At 52.8% G+C, this 24,940-nt stretch carries 27 protein-coding genes and 1 pseudogene; 18 read left to right on the forward strand and 10 right to left on the reverse strand.

The window, feature by feature from the left end; genetic code table 11:
- The first annotated feature begins 155 nt into the window (after positions 1-155).
- From AC5JQH_RS18430 to ltrA, 7 genes are all read left to right on the forward strand, one after another.
- Entirely contained in the window at positions 156-461 is a 306-nt protein-coding gene (locus AC5JQH_RS18430; RefSeq protein WP_138441980.1) for an NIPSNAP family protein, read from the forward strand.
- 122 nt (positions 462-583) lie between these two features.
- Positions 584-856 (forward strand): hypothetical protein, encoded by a 273-nt coding sequence (locus tag AC5JQH_RS18435; protein ID WP_286893498.1) that lies wholly within the window; start codon positions 584-586, stop codon positions 854-856.
- Positions 857-1,062: 206 nt separating this feature from the next.
- Positions 1,063-1,344: a type II toxin-antitoxin system Phd/YefM family antitoxin gene (locus tag AC5JQH_RS18440; RefSeq protein ID WP_405419173.1), complete on the forward strand. Its 282-nt coding sequence runs from the start codon at positions 1,063-1,065 to the stop codon at positions 1,342-1,344.
- Positions 1,341-1,643: a type II toxin-antitoxin system RelE/ParE family toxin gene (locus tag AC5JQH_RS18445; RefSeq protein WP_405419176.1), complete on the forward strand. Its 303-nt coding sequence runs from the start codon at positions 1,341-1,343 to the stop codon at positions 1,641-1,643. Before AC5JQH_RS18440 ends, AC5JQH_RS18445 begins: the two co-directional genes overlap by 4 nt.
- A 101-nt stretch (positions 1,644-1,744) precedes the next feature.
- On the forward strand, positions 1,745-2,089 hold the full coding sequence (locus AC5JQH_RS18450) for a DUF6930 domain-containing protein (RefSeq protein WP_449288392.1): 345 nt from the start codon (positions 1,745-1,747) through the stop codon (positions 2,087-2,089).
- A gap of 108 nt (positions 2,090-2,197) precedes the next feature.
- Positions 2,198-2,689, forward strand: coding sequence for a hypothetical protein (locus AC5JQH_RS18455; protein ID WP_430417040.1), 492 nt, complete (start codon positions 2,198-2,200; stop codon positions 2,687-2,689).
- A 470-nt stretch (positions 2,690-3,159) separates the two neighbouring features.
- Complete coding sequence (gene ltrA / locus AC5JQH_RS18460; protein ID WP_405419182.1) at positions 3,160-4,464, forward strand: group II intron reverse transcriptase/maturase; 1,305 nt, start codon at positions 3,160-3,162, stop codon at positions 4,462-4,464.
- A 50-nt stretch (positions 4,465-4,514) separates the two neighbouring features.
- Here the strand turns inward: ltrA and istB are convergent, their stop codons facing one another.
- From istB to AC5JQH_RS18495, 7 genes are all read right to left on the reverse strand, one after another.
- A complete protein-coding gene (gene istB / locus AC5JQH_RS18465; RefSeq protein WP_011786423.1) occupies positions 4,515-5,270 on the reverse strand; it encodes an IS21-like element helper ATPase IstB in 756 nt (251 codons plus the stop codon).
- Positions 5,271-5,284: 14 nt separating this feature from the next.
- Positions 5,285-6,829, reverse strand: a complete 1,545-nt coding sequence (gene istA, locus AC5JQH_RS18470; RefSeq protein ID WP_011786424.1) for an IS21 family transposase — start codon at positions 6,827-6,829, stop codon at positions 5,285-5,287.
- A gap of 193 nt (positions 6,830-7,022) precedes the next feature.
- On the reverse strand, positions 7,023-7,400 hold the full coding sequence (locus AC5JQH_RS18475) for a hypothetical protein (RefSeq protein WP_493805820.1): 378 nt from the start codon (positions 7,398-7,400) through the stop codon (positions 7,023-7,025).
- Between the two features lie 171 nt (positions 7,401-7,571).
- A protein-coding gene (locus AC5JQH_RS18480; RefSeq protein ID WP_493805821.1) for an IS3 family transposase occupies positions 7,572-8,656 on the reverse strand; the annotation gives its coding sequence in 2 pieces (ribosomal slippage) (positions 7,572-8,395 and positions 8,395-8,656; 1,086 coding nt in all).
- A gap of 33 nt (positions 8,657-8,689) precedes the next feature.
- Positions 8,690-8,917: a hypothetical protein gene (locus tag AC5JQH_RS18485; protein ID WP_493805822.1), complete on the reverse strand. Its 228-nt coding sequence runs from the start codon at positions 8,915-8,917 to the stop codon at positions 8,690-8,692.
- A 160-nt stretch (positions 8,918-9,077) separates the two neighbouring features.
- On the reverse strand, positions 9,078-10,409 hold the full coding sequence (locus tag AC5JQH_RS18490) for a sensor histidine kinase (protein WP_493805823.1): 1,332 nt from the start codon (positions 10,407-10,409) through the stop codon (positions 9,078-9,080).
- A 62-nt stretch (positions 10,410-10,471) separates the two neighbouring features.
- A complete protein-coding gene (locus tag AC5JQH_RS18495) occupies positions 10,472-11,326 on the reverse strand; it encodes a hypothetical protein (RefSeq protein WP_493805824.1) in 855 nt (284 codons plus the stop codon).
- Between the two features lie 82 nt (positions 11,327-11,408).
- Here AC5JQH_RS18495 and AC5JQH_RS18500 point away from each other — a divergent pair, with 82 nt between their 5' ends.
- From AC5JQH_RS18500 to AC5JQH_RS18540, 9 genes and pseudogenes are all read left to right on the forward strand, one after another.
- Complete coding sequence (locus tag AC5JQH_RS18500) at positions 11,409-12,137, forward strand: response regulator transcription factor (RefSeq protein WP_493805825.1); 729 nt, start codon at positions 11,409-11,411, stop codon at positions 12,135-12,137.
- A 156-nt stretch (positions 12,138-12,293) separates the two neighbouring features.
- Complete coding sequence (locus AC5JQH_RS18505; RefSeq protein ID WP_493805826.1) at positions 12,294-13,595, forward strand: IS1380 family transposase; 1,302 nt, start codon at positions 12,294-12,296, stop codon at positions 13,593-13,595.
- A gap of 135 nt (positions 13,596-13,730) precedes the next feature.
- Positions 13,731-14,495 (forward strand): hypothetical protein, encoded by a 765-nt coding sequence (locus AC5JQH_RS18510; protein WP_493805827.1) that lies wholly within the window; start codon positions 13,731-13,733, stop codon positions 14,493-14,495.
- A gap of 2 nt (positions 14,496-14,497) precedes the next feature.
- Positions 14,498-15,724 (forward strand): cyclic-phosphate processing receiver domain-containing protein, encoded by a 1,227-nt coding sequence (locus AC5JQH_RS18515; protein WP_493805828.1) that lies wholly within the window; start codon positions 14,498-14,500, stop codon positions 15,722-15,724.
- Position 15,725: 1 nt separating this feature from the next.
- On the forward strand, positions 15,726-16,538 hold the full coding sequence (locus AC5JQH_RS18520; RefSeq protein WP_493805829.1) for a metallophosphoesterase: 813 nt from the start codon (positions 15,726-15,728) through the stop codon (positions 16,536-16,538).
- Positions 16,522-17,799 carry a hypothetical protein gene (locus tag AC5JQH_RS18525; protein ID WP_493805830.1) on the forward strand — a complete coding sequence of 426 codons (1,278 nt, stop codon included), beginning with the start codon at positions 16,522-16,524 and terminating at the stop codon, positions 17,797-17,799. The genes AC5JQH_RS18520 and AC5JQH_RS18525 overlap by 17 nt, the downstream gene beginning before the upstream one ends.
- A 106-nt stretch (positions 17,800-17,905) precedes the next feature.
- A complete protein-coding gene (locus AC5JQH_RS18530) occupies positions 17,906-18,196 on the forward strand; it encodes a hypothetical protein (RefSeq protein ID WP_493805831.1) in 291 nt (96 codons plus the stop codon).
- Between the two features lie 27 nt (positions 18,197-18,223).
- Positions 18,224-18,421, forward strand: a pseudogene (locus AC5JQH_RS18535) (IS110 family transposase); the annotation flags it as partial.
- Positions 18,418-19,191, forward strand: coding sequence for a tetratricopeptide repeat protein (locus tag AC5JQH_RS18540; protein ID WP_493805832.1), 774 nt, complete (start codon positions 18,418-18,420; stop codon positions 19,189-19,191). The pseudogene AC5JQH_RS18535 and the gene AC5JQH_RS18540, both read left to right, overlap by 4 nt.
- A 6-nt stretch (positions 19,192-19,197) precedes the next feature.
- On the opposite strand, the gene AC5JQH_RS18545 is transcribed toward AC5JQH_RS18540, so the two are convergent.
- Together AC5JQH_RS18545 and AC5JQH_RS18550 are read right to left on the reverse strand one after the other, a co-directional pair.
- Positions 19,198-20,058, reverse strand: a complete 861-nt coding sequence (locus AC5JQH_RS18545; RefSeq protein ID WP_493805833.1) for a hypothetical protein — start codon at positions 20,056-20,058, stop codon at positions 19,198-19,200.
- Positions 20,059-20,357: 299 nt separating this feature from the next.
- Positions 20,358-20,663, reverse strand: a complete 306-nt coding sequence (locus AC5JQH_RS18550) for a hypothetical protein (protein WP_493805834.1) — start codon at positions 20,661-20,663, stop codon at positions 20,358-20,360.
- 619 nt (positions 20,664-21,282) lie between these two features.
- On the opposite strand from AC5JQH_RS18550, the gene AC5JQH_RS18555 reads away from it, so the two are divergent.
- Both AC5JQH_RS18555 and AC5JQH_RS18560 read left to right on the forward strand, forming a co-directional pair.
- Entirely contained in the window at positions 21,283-22,743 is a 1,461-nt protein-coding gene (locus AC5JQH_RS18555; RefSeq protein ID WP_493805835.1) for a hypothetical protein, read from the forward strand.
- 185 nt (positions 22,744-22,928) lie between these two features.
- The gene (locus AC5JQH_RS18560; RefSeq protein WP_493805836.1) at positions 22,929-23,486 is read left to right on the forward strand and encodes a hypothetical protein; all 558 of its coding nucleotides are present in this window, start codon (positions 22,929-22,931) and stop codon (positions 23,484-23,486) included.
- Between the two features lie 158 nt (positions 23,487-23,644).
- Here the strand turns inward: AC5JQH_RS18560 and AC5JQH_RS18565 are convergent, their stop codons facing one another.
- Complete coding sequence (locus AC5JQH_RS18565; RefSeq protein WP_339779678.1) at positions 23,645-24,916, reverse strand: IS4 family transposase; 1,272 nt, start codon at positions 24,914-24,916, stop codon at positions 23,645-23,647.
- Positions 24,917-24,940 lie beyond the last annotated feature (24 nt).

Consider the following 24,940-nt stretch of genomic DNA (forward strand, 5'->3'; position numbering starts at 1 on the left):
AAATTTACCACCTCACGTTAAGCTCAGATTTAAAAGCATAACCAGTCGTTGTAGTTCGTTCCGGGCCTTTGGCCCTCCACCGGACGCCCATTTCGCTGCGCTACATGGGCGCCGCTAAACGTTGGCGTTACAAGGTCAACTGAAAGGTAGTTCAAGTGGTTACCTGCTACTTAAAGTACGTTATAGATCCCTACAAAGCCGCCGAGTTCGAGCGCTACTCGAAAATGTGGATACCCTTGGTCCAGAAATTCGGCGGTCAGCATCATGGGTATTTTCTGCCGTCCGAGGGTGCCAACAATATTGCTATCGCGTTATTCACCTTCGAGTCTTTGGCAGCCTACGAAAAATACCGTGAAGCCTCGTTCAAAGACTCCGATTGCCAAGCCGCATTCAAATACGCCGAAGAAACTCGTTGTGTACTAAGCTGTGAGCGCAGTTTTATGAGGCCGGTTTTTGAGTAAGCTTGTAACAAGTGCATCAAATTCGTTCCGGCCCGATGGGCCTCCACCGGACGGCTTTTTCTCCGCTTCGCTGCGCAAAAGCCGCCGTTTATGCAGGCGTTAAAGGCTAAAGGGAGTTCCCGGTGAACAAGGAAGATCTTTCTCCAGAAGACCAAGCCTACTACAAGCGTTTTGAGTTTAAGCCGTTACGAGTATTGCTGTATTTGCTGGCAGTGGTTTACTTGGTGTTTGTTTATGCGGTTGGTGGTGCCCAGTTTAGCGGAGGCTTTTTCAGCGGCTTGGTCGGAACCTTTGTTCTGATTCAGGGCATCGATCTCTCTCAAAGACGACTGATCGTCATTGGCGGGTTCCTGACAGTTGTGAGCGTCTTTCAGACAATATCGTCGGTGTTGTAGTGGCTACCGAGCGCTTACTGCAAAAGCCTTTAACAAATAGTTGTAGTACGTTTCGGGCCTCGCGGCCCTACACCGGACGCCCATTTCGCTGCGCTACATGTGCGCCGCTAAACAAGGGCGTTATGTTCCTCCCCCTAAGCACCTTGCTCTTCGCCAGGCAAAATCGTACTCTTTAATGTACACTTAAATGTACTGAGGTGCTTTTTATGTCAAGGGTCCGAGTAGATGAAGATATCCGCCCTCTGTCTGAATTTCGGGCAGGGGTAGCCACATTTGTAAAGCAACTCCATGACAACCGTCGTCCTATGGTGCTGACCCAAAGAGGTCGTGGCGTTGCTGTACTGCTGGATGTTCACGAGTACGAGAAGATGCAAGAACGTCTGGAAATACTAGAAGAGGTGTATAAGGCGGAAGAACAAATAGCCTCCGGGGATGGTATTGTGCATGAAGACGCGAAGGCTCGGGTTCTGAGTGGTCTGGCCCGATGAAGATTGTTTGGTCTCCGCTTGCGCTGGAGCGTGTTGAGGATATAGCTCGGTACATTGCAGAAGACAAACCAGATGCTGCGGTAAAGTGGGTTGATGGGTTATTTTCCACGGTAGAGCGGTTAGCTGATTTTCCTAAAAGTGGACGTATGGTTCCCGAGGTGGGGTCGCCTCGCATCAGGGAGCTGATATCCGGAACGTATCGGGTTGTTTACAGCGTCAAAGATCAGGTTGATATTTTGACCGTGCGTCGCAGTAGCCAGTTATTGCGGGTGTCTGAACTCGGTGATGATGAAACATAACCAACGGCTGCACAGCGACCGATTTTCCGCCGCTTGGCGGCTCCAAACCGGCGCGTGAGCCGGGCGTTAGATTTAAAAGAATCAGGAGAGTACGTTGCCAATTGAACGAAGCACCGGTGATGACGGAGGCCGATGGAGATTTCAACGCTATGGCCATCATGGAGGTGGCAACGGGGATGATCTTTGGCATGGAGCTTGTTCAGGTAAGCATGTCTGGTTTGCCGGAATTCCTGTCACGGAAATTGTTGGCCGACGCTGAAGGCCAATCTGGCTCAAGACCCCAAAAATTGTTCATAGCGACTGAGTACCACGCGGATGATCTGGTCAAAGTCGCTGAGGCCATGGGGATTGAAGTTGAGCGAGTCCCGGCCAAAGATCTATCCGGCATAACACAGGAAGCGAGGGAAGGTTTCGCGGCCCATGTTTCAGGCGGTAGGATCCAATAAATCTAACCAAGTGTTCCAGTTCGTTCCGGGCCTGACGGCCCTCCACCGGATGCCCTTTTCGCTGCGCTACAAGGGCACCGCTGAACAACGGCGTTAGTGAGTTTTGATGTGTCCAGCTCCGATCCAATTGTCATCGCTAGGTATGTTGCTGGGGGACTAGGCACCGAGGATCTTGTCGAGTATGCAGACAGCACACTAATGGAAGGTGCCTATTCTGACTACCTTGTAGCTATTCTGGATGAGACCCCAAAAAGTTGGAATACCATTGCACCTCTTTTCGAATTGGCCGTCAGGGATTTGGGATATCCGGTGCCAAGTTTCGAAGATGCCATTATTCAGCTTGTCCGTTACCACCTTGAGTTAATTGCAGCTGGCACGGTAGAGCCGCTTCTCGAACTGTCGGTTCTATGGAAAGACATTAAACGCTTCGATCTCCACAAAGATGTGAAGCATTACGTTGGTGATGCCATTGGAGTGGACGTCCTGTATGGCCTGTACTTCGCCGTTGATGATTTGGAATACTCCAAAAGAGATGGAGGTATCCAGGAGATCAAATCGGAGATTGTCGCAGAGAGTGAACGATGGCTAAAAAATCACTAACAAGTCACAGCACCGGACGCCATTGGCATGGCGCCGGTGTGCATCAGCGTGTGTGCCGGGCATGGCACAGAACTAGGGAGGTGAAAGTCCTCCTGCCAGGTGTTCGCAGAGCCGAAGGCTAGGAGAAGGGCAAGGGCGTCATCGTGAGGTGGGGTCTGGAGGAAGCTCAATCCAAAGCGGCGGGGCGACGAACAGGAACCCGATACGAGGTGTGGTACACCCGGGGCGAGTGGGCACGTGACCGCGAAGCCCTCCTTCTGCGATTGGGGTGTACTTTATAAATCGGGCGTTCACGCCGTGAAAGCTCTGTGCCTTACCCCGGGAGGTCTGCCACGTGTGGACGGACCCACTGAGAGACGAGCGATCGCTTCTGATCGCGTGGCAGAAATCAGCCGAGGGCATAGTAGGTTCGCCCGTGAACTGAAGGCCCGAACAGAGACAGGAGTCGAGAGTCCGTGCAGGGAAACGGGATGGCATCCGCAAAGCAGCTTGCGCTGCCCCTGGAGCAACCAGGGGATGAACCCGTTGCCGGAAACCGGGAAGACTCGCACTCCGTTCAACCTTCACCGTGGATGGCGCGTGTATTGAGCAGGGACAACCTCAATCGCGCCCTGAAACAGGTTCGACGTAACAAGGGAGCGCCGGGCATCGACGGCATGACCGTGGATGAGCTGCCAGATTATCTGCGCCAACACTGGCCGGAGATTCGGCAGCAGTTGCTCCAGCAGACCTACCGACCAAAACCGGTCCGGCGGGTCACCATCCCCAAAGCCAACGGCGGTTCCCGCCCTCTGGGTATTCCAACGGTGCTGGATCGCTTTATCCAGCAAGCAATCGCTCAGGTTATCCAGCAGGACTGGGAACCCCGCTTCCATCCACACAGCTATGGCTTCCGTCCGGGACGCTCTGCGCATCATGCGGTCCGATACGGACAGCATTGCGCTCGGGAAGGCCGTAACTGGATAGTGGATCTGGACCTGGAAGCCTTCTTCGATCGGGTAAATCATGATCGGCTGATGGCACGGCTGAAACGGCATACGCCGGACAGGCCGATGCTCAGGCTGGTCAACCGGTACCTGAAGGCAGGCGTTCAGATCGACAACCGCAAAGCTCCGACCCCCGAGGGCGTGCCGCAAGGCGGGCCACTGTCCCCGGTGTTGGCGAATGTGGTGCTGGACGAACTGGATTGGGAGCTGGACCGGCGCAACCTGCGCTTCGCTCGCTACGCGGATGACTGCCAGATCTACGTGGGCAGTCACCGCGCAGGCGAGCGGGTGATGGTGAGTCTGACGCGCCTTATCGAGGACTCACTGAGGCTCACAGTGAATACACGAAAGAGCGCGGTAGACCGGCCCTGGAAGCGCAGCTTCCTGGGCTTCACCCTCAGCCGGAAAGGGCAGCGATTGAAAGTGGCTGACAAAGCCATCACCAAGCTGAAAACCCAGATCCGGATACTGAGCCGCCGAACACGGGGCCACTCATTAGCCCGGGTGATCGCAGACTTAAAAGACACCCTGCTTGGTTGGAAAGCGTACTTCGACGCAGCCGAAGTACTGAGCCCGCTGCGGGACCTGGACAAGTGGATACGGCGGAGAATGAGAAGTTACGTGTGGAAGCAATGGGGCCGAAAGGGGTATCGTGAGCTGAGAAAGCGGGGCGTCTCGGTCAAATTGGCCTGGAACACTGCGAAATCAGCCCACGGCCCGTGGCGGCTGAGTCATTCGCCGGCACTTGCGTATTCCGGCGAACGTGACCGGTCATTCCGGGGATCGTGACCGGTTTGCACACGGCCATCACGCTGGAGTCAGTTTTGTACTCTGAGCGGTCACGATGGGTCAACCGATTCCGTGTTTTGTGCCTTGGCTTTTCTTAGTGATTCTCCTTTTAGATTGAGTCGGTGAGCGCCGTGCAGAAGCCGGTCCAGAATGGCGTCTGCGAGTGTGGCGGAGCCGATGTAGTCGTGCCAGTGTTCGGTTGGTAACTGACTAGCGATCAGGGTTGAGCCTCTTCCGTGCCGATCCTCAATCACTTCCATCAGATCCTGTCGTTGTTGCACGGTGACCTTCTGCATCCCCCAGTCATCCAGGATCAGCAGGTCGGTTTTCAACAGTTGGTTCATCAGGCGGGCGTAACTGCCATCGCCGTGGGCGATGCGCAGCTGTTCGAACAGGCGCGGTACCCGCAAGTAACGGACTGAGAGCCCCTGCCGGCAGGCCTGGTTGCCCAGGGCGCACGCCAGCCAGGTCTTGCCGCAACCGGTAGGCCCGGTGATGCACAGGTTCAGGGACTGGCGGATCCAGTCACAGCTGGCCAGCCCCGCCATACGGGAGCGCTCCAGCCCTCTCGGGTGGCGGTAATCGATGTCTTCCACGCAGGCCGAGACCCGCAACCGGGCCGCCTTCAGCAGCCGTTCCAGGCGGCGGTTTTCCCGGTGCAGCACCTCCCGGTCGATCAGTAAGGCCAGGCGTTCCTCGAACGCCAGGTCGTGGGTGTCGGGCTGTGCCCGCTGCTGTTCCAGGGCATCGCACATGCCGGTCAGTTTGAGTTGGCGCAGGGCGTCGAGGGTGTTTTGAGTCAACATCAGTTTCTCCGGGATCAGTGGTAGTAGCGGGGGCCGCGAACGTTGGTGTGTACTGGCAGCTCTGTCAGTTCCGACTCCTCCTCGGCCAGGGGTAACGGGAGCTGATCCAGCCCCTGTTTCAGGATCGAGCTGATGCTCTGGTAGCTGGCCGAGTTGATAGCTAGTGCTCGACTACAGGCCTGCTCCAACCGGTCACGGCTGTAACGTCGACTCAGGTTCAACAGCCCCAGGCATGATCGGTAGCCATGCTCCGGATGAGGGCGATCCTTAAGCTGTCGCTGTACCACGTCGAGCGTGGCGGGACCGATGTCACTGGCCCAGTTCAGGAACCGTCCCGGTGACCAGTTCTGATGGGCCTGATGGGACTTGGGCATGTGCTCGGTCAGGGTCACGAAGCGGCTCTTGCCGTGGCGAGGATGCAGGGCTACCCGTTGTCCTTTGTGCATGACCTCAACGGACGTATCGGTCACCCGAACATCCAGCTTCACACCCACCAGGGCGTGAGGCACGCTGTACAGGCGTTTGTCGATCTCGATGTGGTAGTCGATGCCCGGTCGTGCCTTGCGCCACTCGGCGTAGACGTAGGACGTTGCCGGCAGTGGCCTGAGTGCAGGTCGGTCCAGCGCTTCGAACAGGCTCTGGCGGCTCTCGGAGCGCCCCTGGAACGGGCGCTGGTTCAGTGCCGGTAGCAGGTCTGCAATCGCCGAGTTCAGTTCGGCCAGTGAGAAGAACGTTCGGTGACGCAACCGGGCCAGGATCCAGCGTTCAACCAGCAGCACAGCGGCTTCGGCCTTCGCCTTATCCTTGGGCTTGTAGGGGCGGGCCGGTAAGACCGCCGTCTGGTAATGGGTTGCCAGTTCCGCGTAGGTCTCGTTGAGCTGGGGCGTGTATCGGTCTGCCTTGGTGACCGCTGCCTTGAGATTGTCCGGAACCAGCAGTTCCGGCACACCACCGTAGAACGCCAGCATCCGCTGGTGGGAGGCGATCCAGTCCGGCAGGCTCTGGCTCCAGGTGGCCTCGGCGAAGGTATAACTGGACGCGCCCAGCACAGCCACAAAGACCTGGGCCTTACGCATCTCGCCGGTGCTGCGGTCCACCACCGGCACGGTGGGACCGCAGTAGTCGATAAAGATCTTCTCGCCGGCCCGGTGGACCTGGCGCATGCTGCGCCGCTGCCGGCCGCGCCAGAGCCGGTAGTGATGGCAGAACTGACTGTACCGGCGGGCCTTGTCGCCGTGGCGTTCGACGTACTCAGCCCAGAGCAATTGCAGGGTGACGCCCTTGGTCTTGAGTTCCTGGTGGACCTGGAAGTAGTCGGGCTCAGCAAATCGAGATGGGGGTGTCTTGGCCGGGAAGAGCTGGGCTTCCAGTCGTGCCTCGTCCGTGCCTTCCGGCAACGGCCAGGTGATGCCCTGCGCGGTGGCCAGGCTGACATACTTGCCGACCACGCCCTTGGAGAGTCCGCAGGCACGGGCAATGCGCTCATGGCTCAGGCCCGCTTCGTACTTGAGGCGCAAGACCTCGATGATCTGTCGCATGGAAATCCTCGCTGCCGGCATCCGCCCTTCCTCGTGATGAAAAAGGAAGGGGTATGCCGGACAAAGTTGAAGAATTCCAGCGTGTTGGCAATGATTCCGGAGGAACGTGACCGGGGATTCCGGCATCGTGACCAGCGATTCCGGAAAAACGTCCAAAATCGGTCACGATAAAACGGAATGAGCGGTCACGATCACCCGGAACAGGCGGTCACGTTCAAACGGAATGGGCGGTCACGATGGGCCGGAATATGCATACGGTGCCATTTTTGCGATTAATTAAAGACATACCACTCGCAATGGCCTCTTTATTTTGACCGCGTGACAATAATCGAAATAGGTCACCTGCAAGCATATTATTCAACCGCTTGGTGTATGCCTTGTAGTAAGGCAGATAACGCTCATCGATATAAACGGTATGTTCTTGGCCTTTGACGCGACCGACCTCAAAGCCACCCTGTCTGGTGACTTGATCTGCGCGAGTAGTGTAGCGCACTTTATTTTGGATAAAATTGGAGCAACGCTCACTATAGGCATTGATAAAGTCATTGAAATACAAAAAATAATCACGGTTATTATGCAAGGGCTGAACCATGGCGTAACCCAATAATGACTGGATTTTTACTGAAGGCGTGTACAGGTCGCTCTCCAGGCCCGGTTCTTTGATGATGGGGTCGTCTATTTTAAGCAGGCCATGGGAGGTAAAGCGGAGAGATGGGTCGGAAGTGTAATCCCCCCATTTTTAACCGCCCTTTTGAGTAGAGGGTTAAGCTGCCTTTAACAGCTTGGCCGGGGGTATTCCTCCGATGGCCGTATTTGGCCGCTCATTGTTGTATTGCCAGAGCCACTGGGTGGCTAATAGTTGAGCAAGAGCCACGCTGTTGAATTGATGTAAATCCAGCCATTCATGCCGTGCAGTTCGATTGAAACGCTCAATATAAGCGTTCTGCGTGGGCTTACCGGGCTGAATGTAGATCAGCGTGATCCGGTTTGTGTGGGCCCAGCTCACCAGAGTCTGCGAGATATACTCCGGCCCATTGTCACAGCGAATGGCCGCTGGCTTACCGCGCCATTCAATGATCTGATCCAGGGCGCGAATCACCCGCTGAGCGGGCAACGACAAATCGACTTCAATCCCCAAGCCTTCCCGATTGTAGTCGTCAATCACGTTGAACGTCCGGAAGGTCTTACCGCTGACCAACTGATCGCTCATGAAGTCCATCGACCAGACTTGATTCGGCGCAGTCGGAACATCCAGCTCGCCCGGATAATCCCGCTGGATGCGTCGCCTGGGCTGAATGCGCAGGTTCAGCTCAAGTGCCCGGTAAATGCGATATACACGCTTGTGGTTCCAAGCAACGCCCTTCACGTTGCGCAAATACAGAAAACACAGACCGAAGCCCCAGCGTTTGTGAGTCTGGGTAAGTCGTAACAGCCAGTCAGCCACCAGAGCGTTTTCGCCACTGAGCTTCGCTTGGTAGCGATAGCAGGTCTCGCTGATACCGTATACCACGCAAGCCATCCGGATACTGAGACCGTGCTTGGCCACGCCCTTTCTGGCCATCTTCCGGCGCTGAGATGGCCTTACAACTTTCCCTCCAAGGCTTCCTGACGAAGCTCAGCCTTGAGCCTCTCTTCGGCGTACATCTTTTTCAGGCGGGCATTCTCAGCTTCCAGCTCTTTAAGACGCTTCATCATCGATGCGTCCATGCCGCCGAATTTCGAGCGCCACTGATAGATCAGCGCCGAGCTGACATTGTGCTCCCGAGCCAGTTCAGCAACCGGAACTCCGGCTTCGTGCTGTTTGAGGATTGCCATGATTTGGCTATCGGTGAATCGAGACTTCTTCATCTGTCGCTCCCTTTGCGATCGTTGTGAAAGTCTCTACTCAAAACCTCGATTATTTTCTGGGGGGATTACATTCGAGGGTGTCATTGGGGTTGATGGGAAAGGTAAAAAATCTTCCCGATATTCATTGGTGGAAAAGTAATCCAACGCACGCTGAACGTCGTCATTCTCGAAGAGGTCAGCTGCCAACGCGATTTGTGCGATAACCTGATAAGCTTGGCTCATGATATACGCTTCGCGGTTTTGCATTTCTTCTGCAGGCATAGTTGAAATTCCCTGGATTAGGTCCAAGTCAGAAATTCGTATATAGATTTACTGATAAATTCTGTCTTCATTCAATCTCGTTAATAAGTAGCCATTCCAATTTTTGCAATCCCACATATTTTTACACCCTTTCGCTTGGCATATCACCTAACCATTTTGGTTAGGATCTTATCGTCGTGTTGAAATGCAAGGTAGCCCTGAGCCCTGGCTCAGCCTTTTCCAGCGACAGCTTCGCGCCATGACGGATCGCAACGGCTTCCACATGGCGCAGACCAAATCCATGCCCGCCTGAATTCTGGCGGCGGCCTAAAGCTGCCAGCACATCCAGTGTTGTATCCTCAACGCCGGAGCCATAGTCACGCACACTTAACGAGAATCGTTCACCATCGCGCTTGAGACTTATCAGTACTGTTGAGCCTGATGGTGCGTGTTTCAGTGCATTTGAAACGAGGTTAACCAGGGCGCTCTCAATAAGCGGCTTGGAGCCCAGTATTTCTGCTGTTTCGCATGATATTTCCTGTTTCAAGGTGACGCCACTTGCTTCAAATGCCTCAGCATAAAGTGTTATAGCCGATTGTACGATGTTCTCAAGATTGAGTGGTTTCATGGCAAAGCCGGGAGTCGCCTCGATTTTGGCAAGCTCCAGAATATGGGTGACAAGTTCAATCAGCCGGTCAGCTTCAGCAGCGATCTCGGTATTGCCGGCGGCGACTATGCGGTTGCGAAGATTCGATATGGCGTGATTAAGCTCGTGTGCTGCGACCTGGCTGTAGGATTCAAGACCGCGCAGCAGGCGCTCGACTTCGGCCAGGGCTTTGTCAATATTGACAGATAATCGTGAAAGGTCATCAGGCTGACCTGCCGGTGTTGATAGAATTCGGGCAGATAGGTCGCCTTCTTCAACGCGATGAAAAACGGAGTTGATACGTCTAATTCTGCTACGAAAGCGGTGGTTGAGGCTCCCCAAAAGAAGAGAGCTACAAAGACCGAGAAAAATAACAGCCACTATCATCACTGGAACAAACCAATGATTCAATGACTCTCGCGCACTCAGGCGGCGGCCAACGGCAAGTGCAAAATCTGGTTCAATATGAACGCGGTGTAGAAGCAATGGGCCTGGGGCTATTCCAATGTCTACGCCATCCAGTTCTATCCAGGAATCTGACGGGTGATTCGGCATTCGTTCCGCATTGCCGATGATCTTTTCGCCATTGGAATTAGCCAGCAAATAGACTGCGCCGTTTTCCCCACTTTCATCTCCCGATAGGCGTATATCTATGTTCTTCATTAAAATAGTAATGTCGGGAATGATGCCGCGCTCTGGCGCCCGTTCCAGCATAACCGCTATGTCGCGAGATACATCCTCTTTGACTGATCGCTCAACCGCAATGTTGATCGCGCTGTAGGCCGTAACCCCGGCAATCAAGGCAACCAGTAGGGTCACCAGTATATTGATGAGTAGAGCAACAACGATTGGATTTCTGGCTCGCACTGTCCCTCCCTAAGATGGGTATGCTGATACGCAAGTTCTGCTTGTTATTGGCGAAGTGTTGGTTACTCGTCACCTAACCGATTGGGTTGGTTTGCTTGTTGTCGTTCCATTGATGTGGCCACGGTTTTGGCATTGCCACTGATGAAAACCAGTACATCAATCCCTGAATCACCATTATTCTGCAGGCTGATTTCGATTTCAGAATGGTCACCTGGTGGGACAAAGCAAGGCAGCCGCGCTGCAGTCGTCTCCGGGCAAATGACACTTTTCCAACTTTCTTCATTCTGGGCATAACGCGAGATGTTCATGGTGATTTTGGCTGCTGTTTCAGGGTGTTGATGGCCGGCAGGTTGGGCGTAGATCGTTGTGCCTTGACTTCCATCAATAGGTAATCTGATGCTGTCTTTTTCAGTGGGGGAGAGGGTTGCTTGTACTTCCAGCCCTATGGTCATTTTGACTTCCCGCAGGCCGCCGAAGATGCCGGTAAATCCGCCAAGTAGATTGGACCGTTTAGCTGGCGTTAGAGGTGATAGCTGTTCAATTCGGCGAAGCGTGTCTTCATCATCGGCAGCCATACGGTTGGCGGCCTCAACCATGTTGCGAACAGACGTCAGAATAGCAGCCCGGCGCTGGTCAGATTTAAGATCAAAACCCCGGGTGTCTTCTTCCGGAGGGTTTGCCTCAAGCCGTTTAACCAGATTCAAGCGTGATTTCGCGGTGCGTGCCATGCCATAGGCGTCACCTGCGGTCTGCCTTTCCAAAAAGCGGACTTCAGACTGGTAAAGAGCACTCGCAAGCGAAGATTCATAAGGGTCAAAAGCGTCAGCTGATAATGTTGGGGGTGTTTTCGCTTGCGAAACGCATCCGGTGATCAGCAGGGATGTCAGCCCCAAGGTTAATAGTCTGGAATAGCTCAAAGGTATCTAACCTCGATTGTTAGGTGCCGGAAGCGTGTTTTCGGGGTACGCTAGCCAGGATGATATAGGAAAGCGAAAGGAAATGTCTGAAAGCAGTCAATTACTGATCGTTGAGGACGATCCAACAATGGCATCGCTTATGGCGGATGTGGCCAGTGAACTTGGCTATGGGATAAGTCTGGCCGAAACCCTCGACCAGGCCAAGCGGGAGAGCGCCGCACATCTGCCTGATCTGGTTATTCTCGACCGGATGCTGGGAGATGGCAGTGAAGGGCTTGGTTATATCGAGTGGCTGAACACGCTGGAGGGAAAGCGCCCTGGGATTCTCATCGCCAGCCGTCTGACTTCTGTGAGTGACCATGTGCTGGGATTAGAAACGGGCGCTGATGATTACATCAACAAGCCATTCGAACGCGAAGAGCTGAGGGCGCGCCTGCGCGCTGTTGCACGTCGTGCCGTGTCCAATCGGGCACCGGCGAGTGTGCTGATTTTTGACACACTTGAAGTCAGAAAATCGAGTGCCCAGGCGTTGGTCAACAACACACCACTACCGCTTCGCCCGCAATCATTTGCACTGTTGATGGCGATAGCCGAACGCCAGGGAGAGTGGGTCAGTCGCAAGGCGCTTTGGCATGAAGTGTGGACGGATTACAAAAACCTGTCACCGCAAGACACGGTTATCAATACCGCCATTAGCCGTTTACGGGGTGTGTTATCTACCGTAGAAGGCGCACCGGAGATTGTCAGTGAAAACCTGGGCTATCGTCTGGTGAGCCAGAATGACAGACTTTTGGACTCTGAAACTGTATAGGGAAATCATTAACTATGGGTGTTCTAACCACCATTAAAAAGCGATTGAGCGCCTTGCTAGCCCGGATTTCTCATGAAGGGATAAAAAGAAGCGGCTAAAAGTGCTATAGTTTCAAGAACCTAACCAATCCACCAAGCACCAGTAGCCGCATCCAAAATGGTACCTCAAAAACTGACCTTCTCGCCACTCTCCCGCCGCCAGATTGAAGCCGATTTCTCCGGAGGCCATATCACCTCGGATGCCGGTGTGTTGTTACTGCGCGAAGTCGACAAACAACACCGGTTAACCCAACGGCTGGCCGAGACTCTGACCGACCAGCGGGATCCCCGGATGATTCGTCATGGGCTCAACACCATGATCCGGCAGCGCGTCTACGGCGTGGCCAGCGGCTACGAAGATCTGAATGATCATGAAGCGCTTCGCTTTGATCAGGCACTACAAACCGCCACGGGTAACGCCTCCGCTCTGGCTGGCAAATCCACGCTGTGCCGAATGGAACAGGCAATGGACCGGCAAACCATTGTGAAGGCCCATGAGCTGCTCTGGCACCACTTTATTGAACAACACGAAGAGCCGCCGAAGGAAATCGTGCTGGATTTTGACGGCACCGATATCCCGGTGCATGGGGATCAGCCGGGTAAATTCTTTAACCGGTATTACGACCATCACTGCTACTTCCCGCTTTACGTCTTCTGCGGCCGGCACTTGCTGGTGAGCTATCTGCGCACCAGCAACCGGGGTGATGCCCGGCACAGTTGGGCCATTCTGGCGCTGCTGGTGCGATTTATTCGCCAGTATTGGCCACAGACCCGGATCGTATTCCGGGGCGACTCCCACTTCAGCAAGCCCCGACTGCTGGCCTGGTGCGATCGCAACCAGGTGGATTACATCGTAGGCATGGCCCGCAACCAGCGGCTGGAGGCGCTTGCCGCCCCAGCCATGGACAAAGTCCGGACCTACTACGAGGCTCATGGCCATAAGCTCGCCAGCACCTTCCGCTTCCGCTACAAAGCCCGAAGCTGGCATAAGCCACGCTGGGTGGTTGCGCGCCTGGAATATGGCCCTCAAGGCCCGAACCCCCGGTTCGTTATCAGCTCCCGCTACGATGACGGATTCAAGCTCTACTACGAACAGTATTGCGCACGGGGTGATATGGAGAACCGGATCAAGGATCAACAACTGGATCTGTTTGCCGGTCGCACCTCCAGCACACACTGGTGGACCAACCAGTGGCGGCTGATCTTATCCGGCTTCGCCTACACCCTGTTCGAGCGTTTGCGGGTGCATCTGAAAAACACGCCCTTCGAACGTATGAGTGCCGGCACCTTGCGCTTGAAGCTGATCAAGGTTGGCGCAGTCATCATCCGCAACACCCGCCGAATACGGGTGTTTATGAGTGATAGCTATCCACACAAGAACGATCTCTCAGCACTGGTTCAGCGCTTGGTGCCCCAGTAGATAATCGGGCTCCCCCGGCCCGATACCAATGGGGGAAAGGGGGAGTTGTGCCTGAATGCCGGAAACTGGCTAAATAATCGCCAACTTCGACCATGACCACTCGGATCTGGCACTACCAGGCTTGGTCTGCGAAGGTTGTTGGAGCACTATGAGAAATCCGGGCTAGGTGGTAAACACACTCAAGTGGCAGCCCTGCCGGAAAAAACAGCGGCACCTGTCTCGCTGTGGCTCGATCAACGCATTGTCAACGTCGCTTACGAGACCTTTGCTTACATGCTGGAAAATTATCACACAGCGGGGGTGATCGACCATGCGGCATGGATCATAAACGAAGCAGACCTTCAGAAAACTCTCTCAATGCTTGAGCCTTACGTTACAACAGCGCATCGAGGTGTCAAGCTGCAGATGAGTACAGATGGGTATGACGATTTCGTCCGGCTGTTGGATTATGCCGGGTTCGCTGCGCCAGCACTTGCTGATCGAGCACTGCTTGAGATGGTATACGAGGCCTGTAGTGACGATGGCTATGGCAAAGATCGGAACTATAACGATCAGCTCTATATTGTCCTGGAATTTACGTCTGAAGAGCTCTCAGCCCATAATCGGGTTTTTCAGAAAATGATTGATGACCCTGAGTGCATCGACAGCTCAATGTACGATCTCACCGAGTGGGATAAATTCGTAGCACTCGTTTCAAGGCTGAAACAGCTTGATGAGAGTATGAAATCGCCTGTGGTAGTACCACTGAATTTTAGTGAATGGGCGACTTATAGCTCTTACAGCTCGCATGCATTTGATCTCGACGATGGAGAGCTGACCGAGGACGAGGAAACTGCGATGTCAAAAGTCATGTCATTTAACCATGTAATTTTGAGACGGAATGCTCGCAGCGAAGCCTGAGCATGGAAGATAAAGAGCACATGAAAGTTTACCTTGATGATGAACGCAAGACACCCGATGGCTGGGTAAGATGTTATTGGCCTGATGAGGTCATTGAGCTGCTTTATTCTGGCGAGGTAACGGAGATCAGCCTTGATCATGACCTCGGCGATGATGAGCGAGGCACTGGCTATGACGTGTTGCTATGGATTGAAGAAGCGGTTGGTGGGCGCGGCTGGCACCCACCAAAGATATCGGTTCATTCGGCGAATTCATCAGCCCGGCAAAAGATGGAGGCCGCAATCCGCCAGATAGACAAACTAACCGCAGCTCAGCGTGACTATGAAAAACATTGGGAAGATGGAAAATTTCTAAGGATCTGGGATGGAAGCAAACCGGCCTGGTTTATCCCGCAAGCAGGTGAACCGGTATTACTGGCGGGCAGCGCTGAGGTATCCAAATTTTTTGATCTTGGCGACGGAACCGTTCTCGGTGTTGATTTTGGCTGGAAGTGCTATCGCAAAGAGTTTCTTGATGACGGCTGGCGGCGACCACTAACGCCCCAACCCATGGCGATCTGGGATGCGCAAACGGGGGGGCGCACAGGCTATTTGCAGGGTCATCATTTGGGCGATGTAACAGGTGCCGAACGGCTCGATGATAAGCGCCTGATTACCTGGGGCCGCGATTATCTTGTGCGTGTTTGGGATCGCAAGTCCGGTGAATGTACTGAGATTTTGCCGCTACCTTTGTGGCCGGATCCATCAGATCGTCGTGCGGTCTTGTCATACGAGCAGTTTAGCCAGATGAAGCTTTCCGAAAAACAGCGCTACATCAACACCCGCCATCTGCCGTCACCAGATGTACGCATTGACTGGATCGTCAAGCCGGGTGGAAAGCAATACAGTTTCAAATGTGCGGCTCAATCTGAAAAGACGCAAAAAGTGGTAAAACCCTGGCAGCCAAACACAGAACAGCACGCGAGCTACCGGATATGGGATCTTGCTGGCGCAGAGGCGGGCTACTCAGACTGGTTAATTACGTCAGACGGGCGTCTTTGCGGCGGTGGAACCACTTATGGTGCTTCAGGGCAAATTTACGTTTGGGACGGGTTTTACAATTTACGGATGCTGATTGTTGGCAGGCACGACTGCAATATGCACTTAAAGGGCGAAGTTGAACCAAACGTGATCGTTATCGAAAACATGCTGGGTATCGATGAGTTCGACAGCTACAGGTTTCAACTCTGATATGGACGGCAGGCTTCTCATTATTGGTGATGTTCATGGCATGCTCGATGCGCTTCGCCAGCTTGTCGGTGAGCTGGATATTCAACCTTCGGACACGCTGGTTTTTGTGGGCGACCTGATCGACAAGGGGCCGGACTCTATCGGTGTTCTAAGCTATGTCGAAGCACTTCGTCGCCATGCCAGCTTTGAGGTTATTCTTGTTGAAGGTAATCACGAAGACCGGATGCGACGGTACTTGCGTAACCGTAAAGTGCGGCCAAAAGTAGCAACAGAACAAGCGACCCACACACCCGAGCTGGAACAGCTCAGTAAACAGCTGACAGCGGAAAGGCTGGCATTTCTGGATTGGTCGGTGCCGTTTTTTCACTGTAAGTCACTTGATGTACTTGTCGTTCACGGCGGAATTCCTGGCACCATGAGCACATTCCCTGCGTCAATCGAAGCCGCTAAATCGCTGACTGGCCGTAAAGCAAAAAGCTTTGAAAAGATTTTTCGTACGCGTTACGTCGATGCCGCCTCCGGCAAGTTTCTGGCGCTCGGCGCCCAGCGCCCAGACGATCCATTCTGGGCTGAGACTTATGATGGCCGATTTGGGCATGTTGTATTTGGCCACCAGCCGTTTCTCGAAGGACCAGCAGAATTTCCCTACGCCACAGGTATTGATACCGGTGCGGTTCACGGTGGCGGGCTGACGGCACTCGTTTGCGCGCCCGATGCACCACGCAGATTCCTTACGGTCCAATCCGACTGCGTTATTCCGCAAGGTGAATGCCAGTCAATTGGAAAGAGATACTTTTATGATAAAGATTGTTAAGGCTCTCATGGTGATTTTTGGATCGATCACGTTGACCGCCTGTTGGGATCTTGCCCGATTCCAATTGGATGAAAGCGACTTCGATCATCCGTTTAGCGGTACTTATTTTTCGGTAAGTGATGAGTTCGGTCCGATTGGGGTCTATCGGAAAGACGGCAATTGGCTGGTACCAGAGCATCATGTTGATCCAGTTGAGAAAAACCGGACCCAAAAGAAATTTGAAGCCAGTCAATTTGCGGTTGTTTTTATCGACAAGTTAGCGCCGTCCGTGAGCCGTTTTTCATTAAACAGTCATGTGTCATCACGCCAGTATTCGGACAGATACAGTCAGGATCGCAACAAGAAACTGGTGATTTTAGTGGGACAGGAATACGCTGGCTCTGGGCCCAAAAGTCAGTACATTATGCCAGCCCTGATCAATGGCGACTCGATCAGCCAATGTAACGGATATGGTGTCTTTTCAATGGCACCAAGCGGCCCGGGCCATGATGATTATGTGAAGTTCGTTGACGTTTTGTTTCGCGAAGATATGGTTCCTGCGGCGCGAACACGTGCAATATTTAAAGCTGTTATCAAAAATATGATGGGAGCTGTCCAAGATGACCGAATGAAGTGTGGCGAGCAAGCCTATAAAGTAAGTGAGATATCAAGGGCGCAGGTACGCGTGACAGTTGCAGGAATTGTTCCGGCGAAGGCGGCGCGCAAGGCTGGCCTTGCAGCCAGACAAGCGAATATGGAACGGGATAGACTCGCCAAGCAGGAAGCCGAAGGGGCTCAAACCCTCCTTAAGGAGCTGAGTGGATATTATCTGGTCAACAAAATAGGCATCGCGCGGTTTGAATCAGGCGGATACCGAGGGGGCGTTAAATCCTACAATCTCAACGTCGTTGAAGGTCATCCTGCAGCGCCTGGCGGACATATGGCACGAACTCGTTTTTTCGCTGATACACAACAGCTTGAGTATCAGTCCTATGCCGCCCTCCGGAATGGATCCTGTGCTGAATATACCGATCCGTATTGGTCCGCTAGTTTTAAGTATTCCGAATGGGAAGCGCCAGGTGTCTGGTACGAAGGGAGCCAAGATTCGCCGAACCGGCAGAGAAATGGTAATGCATGTGTCGCTTATGAGGTGGCCATCGGCTCCTGCAGGCGTGTGCGTTGCTCGCTGCGCCAGCGTAACCAGCCGTATCTTGGTTCTGTTTACATAGTACAAGATTATGACAAAGCTCTGGCGCTGTACGGTCGATTGCAAAACAAATGATGATATTAGACATGATGTTTTGACCTGCCCTACCTCAACGCTCGTGGATTACCATGGCCGCTGAACAAATAAACCGAGTGGCAAAGTCACATTGAGGAGGGTAGGCATGAAGGAGTTTAACGCAAACGACGTCAGAGTCGAGAGCGCATCGGCTTTGAAAGTCGTTCAGGATGGATTTCGATCGGATTTCTACAGTCTTTATGTCGGACTGGATATGCATAAGGAGAATATCGGGATTGCGGTGGCTAGACCGGGACGCGGTGAGCCCGAGTACCGTGGCGAGATTGGCAATACGCCGATGGCGGTGGAGAAGCTGATCCAGCGGCTGAGTGAGGAGCCGGACGGAGGCATTGTGCAGTTCTGCTACGAGGCGGGGCCCTGTGGCTGCGGCCTGTAACGCCAGGTCCTCGCGGCAGGGCATGACTGTCAGGTCGTAGCGCCGTCGTTGATTCCTCGCAATCCGGGTGAGCGGGTCAAGACCGATCGACTGGATGCGCTGAAGCTGGCCAGGCTGCTGCGTTCTGGGCGATCTGACATCCGTTGGGTTCCCAACCAGGAACAGGAAGCCATGCGTGACCTGGCCCGTGCCCGGGACGACATGAAAACTCAGGTAAAGGTATGAAATACATTCTAGTGGTAATGTTTTTTTTGAGCTTAACTTTAACAACGTCGCAGGCTGAAAACGTGCTTGGACAGACTGATCCCGTTGGTCAATATGAGCTGGCCAAAAAATATGCGGATAAGAATAACCCCAGATATGATATGCAGCAGGCCCTTTTCTGGTTTGAAAAAGCCGGAAATAAAGGGCATATCCGCGCACAAAGAGAAGTCGGTGATATTTATCGCTACGGTAAAGGTGTGGAAATAGACACAGACAGAGCGCTCAGGTGGTATCAAAAGCCCACTATGTTTTATTTGAACGGCTTGAAGATGATTGGCGGTACCAGAGAAGACATGGATACCATGGACAAAGCAGCGATCGAGTTGATGGTCGCCAAGAAAAAAGCCCGCGACGTACAGCCTAAAAAAGAAATGACGGCCTACGAGCTGGGGGAAGCTATCGGTACGATGCTGAAGTATGGCAGTGAGAATAACAGCCGTGACAACACCGCAAGCGCTCCCGCGGGTACTGTTAAGTATAGCCAACAAGTGAAAGCGTGCCGCGATGAAGCAATGAAGCACATCATTACATGTGCCAAGGTTACGGATTATCAAAATTGTGAAACATGGGGCTGCCCGGAGATTATTCAGTGCGACAAGCGGCTAACCTCATGTGATGATCACGGCGCGCCCTATGATCGCTCCGGTAATTTTTATTGCGATATGCGCGATTGGCGAACGCGTGATTTTGATCTTGAAGCTGTCTTAAAACGTGCGTGTCCTGCGCAATGAGATTTATTACTTCTTGATCTCCGCTAAATCTTTGATTGCGTTACGATGCTGGAATGTCTTTCCTGCTTCATAGCTCATGGTATAAATAACGCGGTTACGAGGCGCAATAACACGGACCTCTAATCGTGGACTCATTTCACTGATCATTGCCCGGCGTAATGCAGGCACACTATTCGGACACATTTTCATAGCTTCAGCTAACGGTTCCGCTTTCATGTGTGCCACTTTTCGTCCGAACTCAGCACCATATCCATACGCCTTGTCTTCACGCTTCTCAATCACTTCAGCAATGCATTGGCGCCGCGCAATTTCATATATCGCATCATCCATTTTATATTCTAATGCATGAAACTTATCGCTCTGCGTCTCCGCGATTGGCGTACCAAATTTTGTACGGGCACGTTTTAAAACTTTTTCACCATTGAGTTTTCCATCTTCATATAATTCTTCAATCTGGATCCAGGTAGCAAAAGTAACGGAGTCATCTTCTTTTTGCCCACGATGCCGCAAGATTTTTTTATGAGCAGCAGATGTCGAAAATTTAGTTTTAATCTGCATGCGACCTTTCTCGGTATAAAATTCGAGTGGGGCATCGCTTTGAGGGCGAATATATTTGATCTCTTCATCAGCTATATTCTGGGCCTGATCAATCACTTCTTGACGCGACATGCCGGGGTAAAATCCATAAATTTCGTAATCTTTACGCTTTGCATGCACATCCTTATAGACGTCTTCAAGGATCGGTAAATCGGCATGAATGACAGGATCGTTCGAAGAAAAAACAATTTGCGGAAGGATAATCAGAGCTAAAAAACCGAAGACACCATAGATAATTTGTTTGTTTGAAAATATGAATGGTAACTGCATAAACATATCCTTGATGCTGGTACTTTTATCTGGAAAAAACTTAAATAAATGTAGCTAGACTATCAATTCATCCGCTGATAATCTACACCAGACCAGCAATAAGCAGGATTATACCTGTATTCAAAATAAAAGTTATGACGACACCGCATTGGACTTGACCGACGGGCTGACATCGATTGATGCCGGTGATTCACATAACAGCTATGGTTCAGAAAATTCAGACCCAATGGACTGGCGTGGTGGAAACGATAAACTGTCACGCTCACCCCCGCCACAAGAGTAGCTGGTTCTGCGGGCCGTCAGGGACGACACTTTTTGTGAGCCCTCTTCCCCAGAGCGCTATTCCTCATGAATTTGTTGTCGTAGTGGTAGCCAGGCTCAAGGGCCATGAGCTGCGACGTTGTCTCTTCCGCGTAACAGGCGCAATACGCATCGCCTTCTTCCTTGGAGGCCGCCCGTTTGTAGGCCATGGAATTCGTACATTCGAAGGCGTATCTCGCCTGAAGCTTTTCGGGGACGTAGCAGTGCATCTTCTTTCCCGCTTCCTTCCTCACATTCCGTACGTTTGCTTCGGGCATATCCAGGCGGGTTTTTAGAATGATCATTGCGCGGCACCCGCAATCGGTTGGGCCGTAGTCAAGATCATTCAGTTTACATTCCGCGTAGGCGTACTACATCTCGTCCTTAAATTCAGGACTTATGTTTGAGGATGTCGGAAGCTCGATCACGCGGCCATCGAAGATCTGGTATGTCTCGATATCAAGCAGAATAACGCCGTATTTATAATTCTCGTCAGGCTCTTGCGCAGAAACCGAAAACGGGACTGCAAATAAGACAAGAGTAAAAACGGATAGTAAGACGGATTTTAGAGTATTCTTAATGTGATGATATTCGTCCTGATTGTAGTGTGCAACGCTTTAAAGGTTAGCTCTTTCTATCGTTCGCGACAAATTTTAGTCTTCGAGACCCTTCGTTTTCTGCTTGTATGCCACTAAGAAGCGCAAGACTCGCCGCGGGATATTTCTCGAAAAGATAAAAGATATTACAGTCTCGGAGGGGAGCAATGGATGTCAGTCAGTGGGTAAAGCCGGTGACCGACAGGGAATGAGTAATAACCGAAAAGGTTATTTGTGGCATTCAGCGAAATGCCAGATACTGTTCGGGAGCATAGGTTCTGTACAAATCTGAAATATATTACTGCTAAGTTGAAAAGAAGGTGTGATCGTGATTTTGAGCCGAATATTACTTGTACTTTCAGTCTTAGCAATTGCTGGCTGCTGGCAATCTGAAGACAATATTTATAATGCCGACGATTATTTTTTGCCGGTACAAGGTGACCTAGTGACTATCAGTGACGAGTTCGGGCCGCTTGGTGTTTATTCAATCAACTCTGAAAACCAATATGTACCCGTTTTTAAAGAGGCTGAGAAAAACTCGTTCGAACAAAAGTTTAGAATGTTCGATATTGGCTTTATTCCAGTGGATCGAATGGCAGCTTATAAAAAACCGCGTGAAGACTGGCGGGCGAATCATACATTTTCCAGATCGATTTTTCAGGATGAAGAGACCCTTCTGTTTATTTCCACTCTGCAGCAAGCTGAGCAGCCAGGTCAGTTGCTATTGACGAGTTTCGTCTCGAATGACGTTATCGGCATATGTTCAACTCTTCTTCAAGAAGGAAAGGGACTGCACGAAGAGTTTTCGGAATTTGCATCAATACACGCCCCCGAACAGGCGTTCACCAGAAAGGCCGGAATAGCGATGCTTGTTCTGAACGAAGTGACAGAAGCTAAACGCCGCGGTGAACTGGAATGTGATGAATACAAAATAGAGACGCATAGCCACGGCGATCAGGATGAGCTCTTTGAAGCCGTGACCAGAGGTGATGCTCAGCGCAAGGCGCAAGCGAAACAACAGATGACTAAGATGAAGGCTAGTGCCGTAGAGCTGGCCGAGGCGCGTGCTTCCCGGCAAATAGCTAAAAATGCAGGGGTATCTGAAAAGACAGAACTTACACCTAAGGAGCAACTTGCCACTTTGAACCAAAAGCTGTCCAGCTTGCACCGGGAAGCCTATGACATCAATAACGAACTGGAGAGTGAACGCTGGGGCACACTTGATGGTGTTGGCGGAAAATACTTCGGGGTTGAACGGAATTTCCGCAACCGTGGACTCTTATTCAAAAGTAAGATGCTTTGCCACAACCTCTCAGGTTATCAGGCAATTTACGTAACAGTCACCCATGCATCCTCGTCAGCAACGAATGCCGCATGGGCGGTGAGGCGGGGCGATACGATACCGGTTCGAATAGAAACTGAACGCGGTACCATCATTCATAACGCTGCATTAAAGCAGGTCAACAAAACGCTATACACCAATACGTTGAGTCTTACTTTCGCAGATTTGATTCCATCCAGACTAGACAACAAATACGTTCAGGATCCGGCAGCGCTTGAGCGTATGCGGCGTCAAGCCAAACTCTTCGGAACATCCGTAGAGGGATTGATGAAGATGGCGGGGGGCTTTCTTTCGCTAGAAGAGGCGATGAAATCCAAGACTTTGAAAATCTACGCCGATATCAGACAGAATGGTACGGTTCGGACTGTGATGTTAGGTGATTTTGGCTCAGAGTCTGATGAAAAAGGGTTGAAGGGGTTCCACGCTGCCTGCTTGTTTAACGAATAGTCGTACATGTCGGAATCAGGCGCTTTGAAGATTATGAAGGTAAACAGCTTAAGCTGAGATACTACCGAAAATTAAATGGATTATTTCCAGACTTTTATGGAAGAAAACAGGATAAAACACTATGAGTTCAGTCTTTCGTCATCCTAAAACCAAATATGTAAACTCAAAATAGGTAAGAGACAGCAATGAAGAATCGAGTTCGAACAATTGTCTATCAGCTATTCATGTCCTTCGTCATGTTGTGGTCATTTAGTATGCTCCCAACGATGGCCTCTGCACAAACACCGGAAGAGATGAACAAAGCTCTGCAAGACTTATTCGGACAATCGGGTGTCGAAATGAAAAAGCCGGCCGCGCAAAGACGGCAGGAAGAAAGAGATCGCATACAAAAAGCACGTGAGGCTGCGAGTAATATCCCTGCCGCAGCCAATCTGGAGGGGCCATGGCGACTGACGGTACCAAACAGATCGCTTGATCTTGTTCTTTATGAGACGAAGGGCAGTTCGTATGCAGAGAGAATCTATGACGGTTTTGCCCACGATACCGTGAGAGATTGTATTTTACCCATTCATATTCGTATTCCAGACAAGTATCCTCGTTCCGTGACAGCACAATATAATACCAGTCGATATTATATTCAGACCAACGTCATCAACTTAAGCCCCGCAGAGTCCAAAATCCAGTTCCAGCCGAAGCCATGGGCGGGGTTTGGTGGCATCATCGTAACGATATCGCGGCAATGAGCGCCAGCTGAAGCGATTTTTTGGGGGATAGACCGGATTTCAGGCGGGTCGTGACCTGTACAGGTGGGGAGGCGCGTTTTCAGGGCGAGCGGAAGCCGACCGCTCCGGAAGCAGCCTGTTGGTTGGGTGAGTGGTGGGGTCCGGGTTGTTAACGCAACTTAGCGGGTGGGCTTATACCCCTCGCAGCCTTTGGTGGCGCACCGCCGGCGTTTTCGCGAGCTGGAGCGGCCGGGGCGGATGGCGCCCAGGGCGCTGGCCATCAGTTCCAGCAGGCCTGAGAGCAGCGCGCGGGTGGGGTTGAGCAGTAGCCGGACGAGGCTGTTCTTGAGGCAGGACAGCCCCTGGGTGAAGTTGGGCTGCCAACGGTGTTTGCGCTGGGCGTGACGCCGGTCGATCTCGGGTTGCTGCAGGGTTTGCATCAGCAGTGCCAGGTTCTTGAGCAGGATGCGGGCGTGCAGGTCCTGCTGGACGGCCTGGGGGGAACGGCCACTGAAGTTCTCCAGGTTCAGGGTTTGCTTGAGGCGCCGGTAGTCGGTTTCGATGCCCCAGCGGCGGTGATACAGGTCGGCAAAGTCTGCCGCAGGAAACGCCTGCGCATCCAGCAGGGAGGTGGCGAGCACTTCCGTGGTGCCCCCCGGCAGGTCCACCCGCACCAGGCGCAGGGTCACCGGGCCGTCTAGATCCGTCCCGGACTGCTGGCACACCTGGCGCGAGAGCCAGTTGGTGCAGGTGAAGGTGTGTTGGGTTTCCCGGTCGCCGGACTGGACAAAGTCCCGCACGGCGCGATTGAAGTTCAGGCGCAGGCGCATCACGAACGGAATTCGGCGTTGCGCCAGATCGGCGAACAGCCAGTGGGCGGGATAGCCGCGATCAAACAGGATCAGGCTGCCTGAGGGGGCGTGATCGAGATGGCTTTGGGCACAGCCGCGCTCACAGATCGTCGGGGAGACGAGCAGGCTGTGCAGGGTCTGGCCGTCGCCCAGGTCGATCAACTGGGACAAGCGGGCCACCGGCAGGCCCTGGTGGGTGCCGAAATGGCTGGCCTGTCTGTCTTCCAGGGGGAGATGGACACTGGAGCCGTCGATGCCCAGCAGGCGCAGGCCGCGCCAGCGGTATCGCAGACCCTGCGCATCCAGTTGTGCCTGAACCACCTGGTTCAGGGCCTCGAACACGGTCGGATCCAGCTTGTGGCGGGCCTTGCAGAAGGCCGAGGCGGTCACCTGACAGGATTCCAGGGCCGCGCCGGTGACCTGCTGGAAAAAGCCGTTCAATTCGGTTTGCAAGGCAGACTGGGGCTGATTGAGCAGGAACAGGGCCAGGTGTTTGAAGTTCAGGTGGCAGCGGCGGGTGAAATCCTGGGGACGTTGGCGGTGTTCGGCGATAAAGGCGGGGTCATCCAGTAGACTGGTTATTTTATGTACAATTTTCAGTCAGGATCTCGCTGGGCGTGTCAA

Source organism: Marinobacter sp. H13, assembly GCF_059072335.1.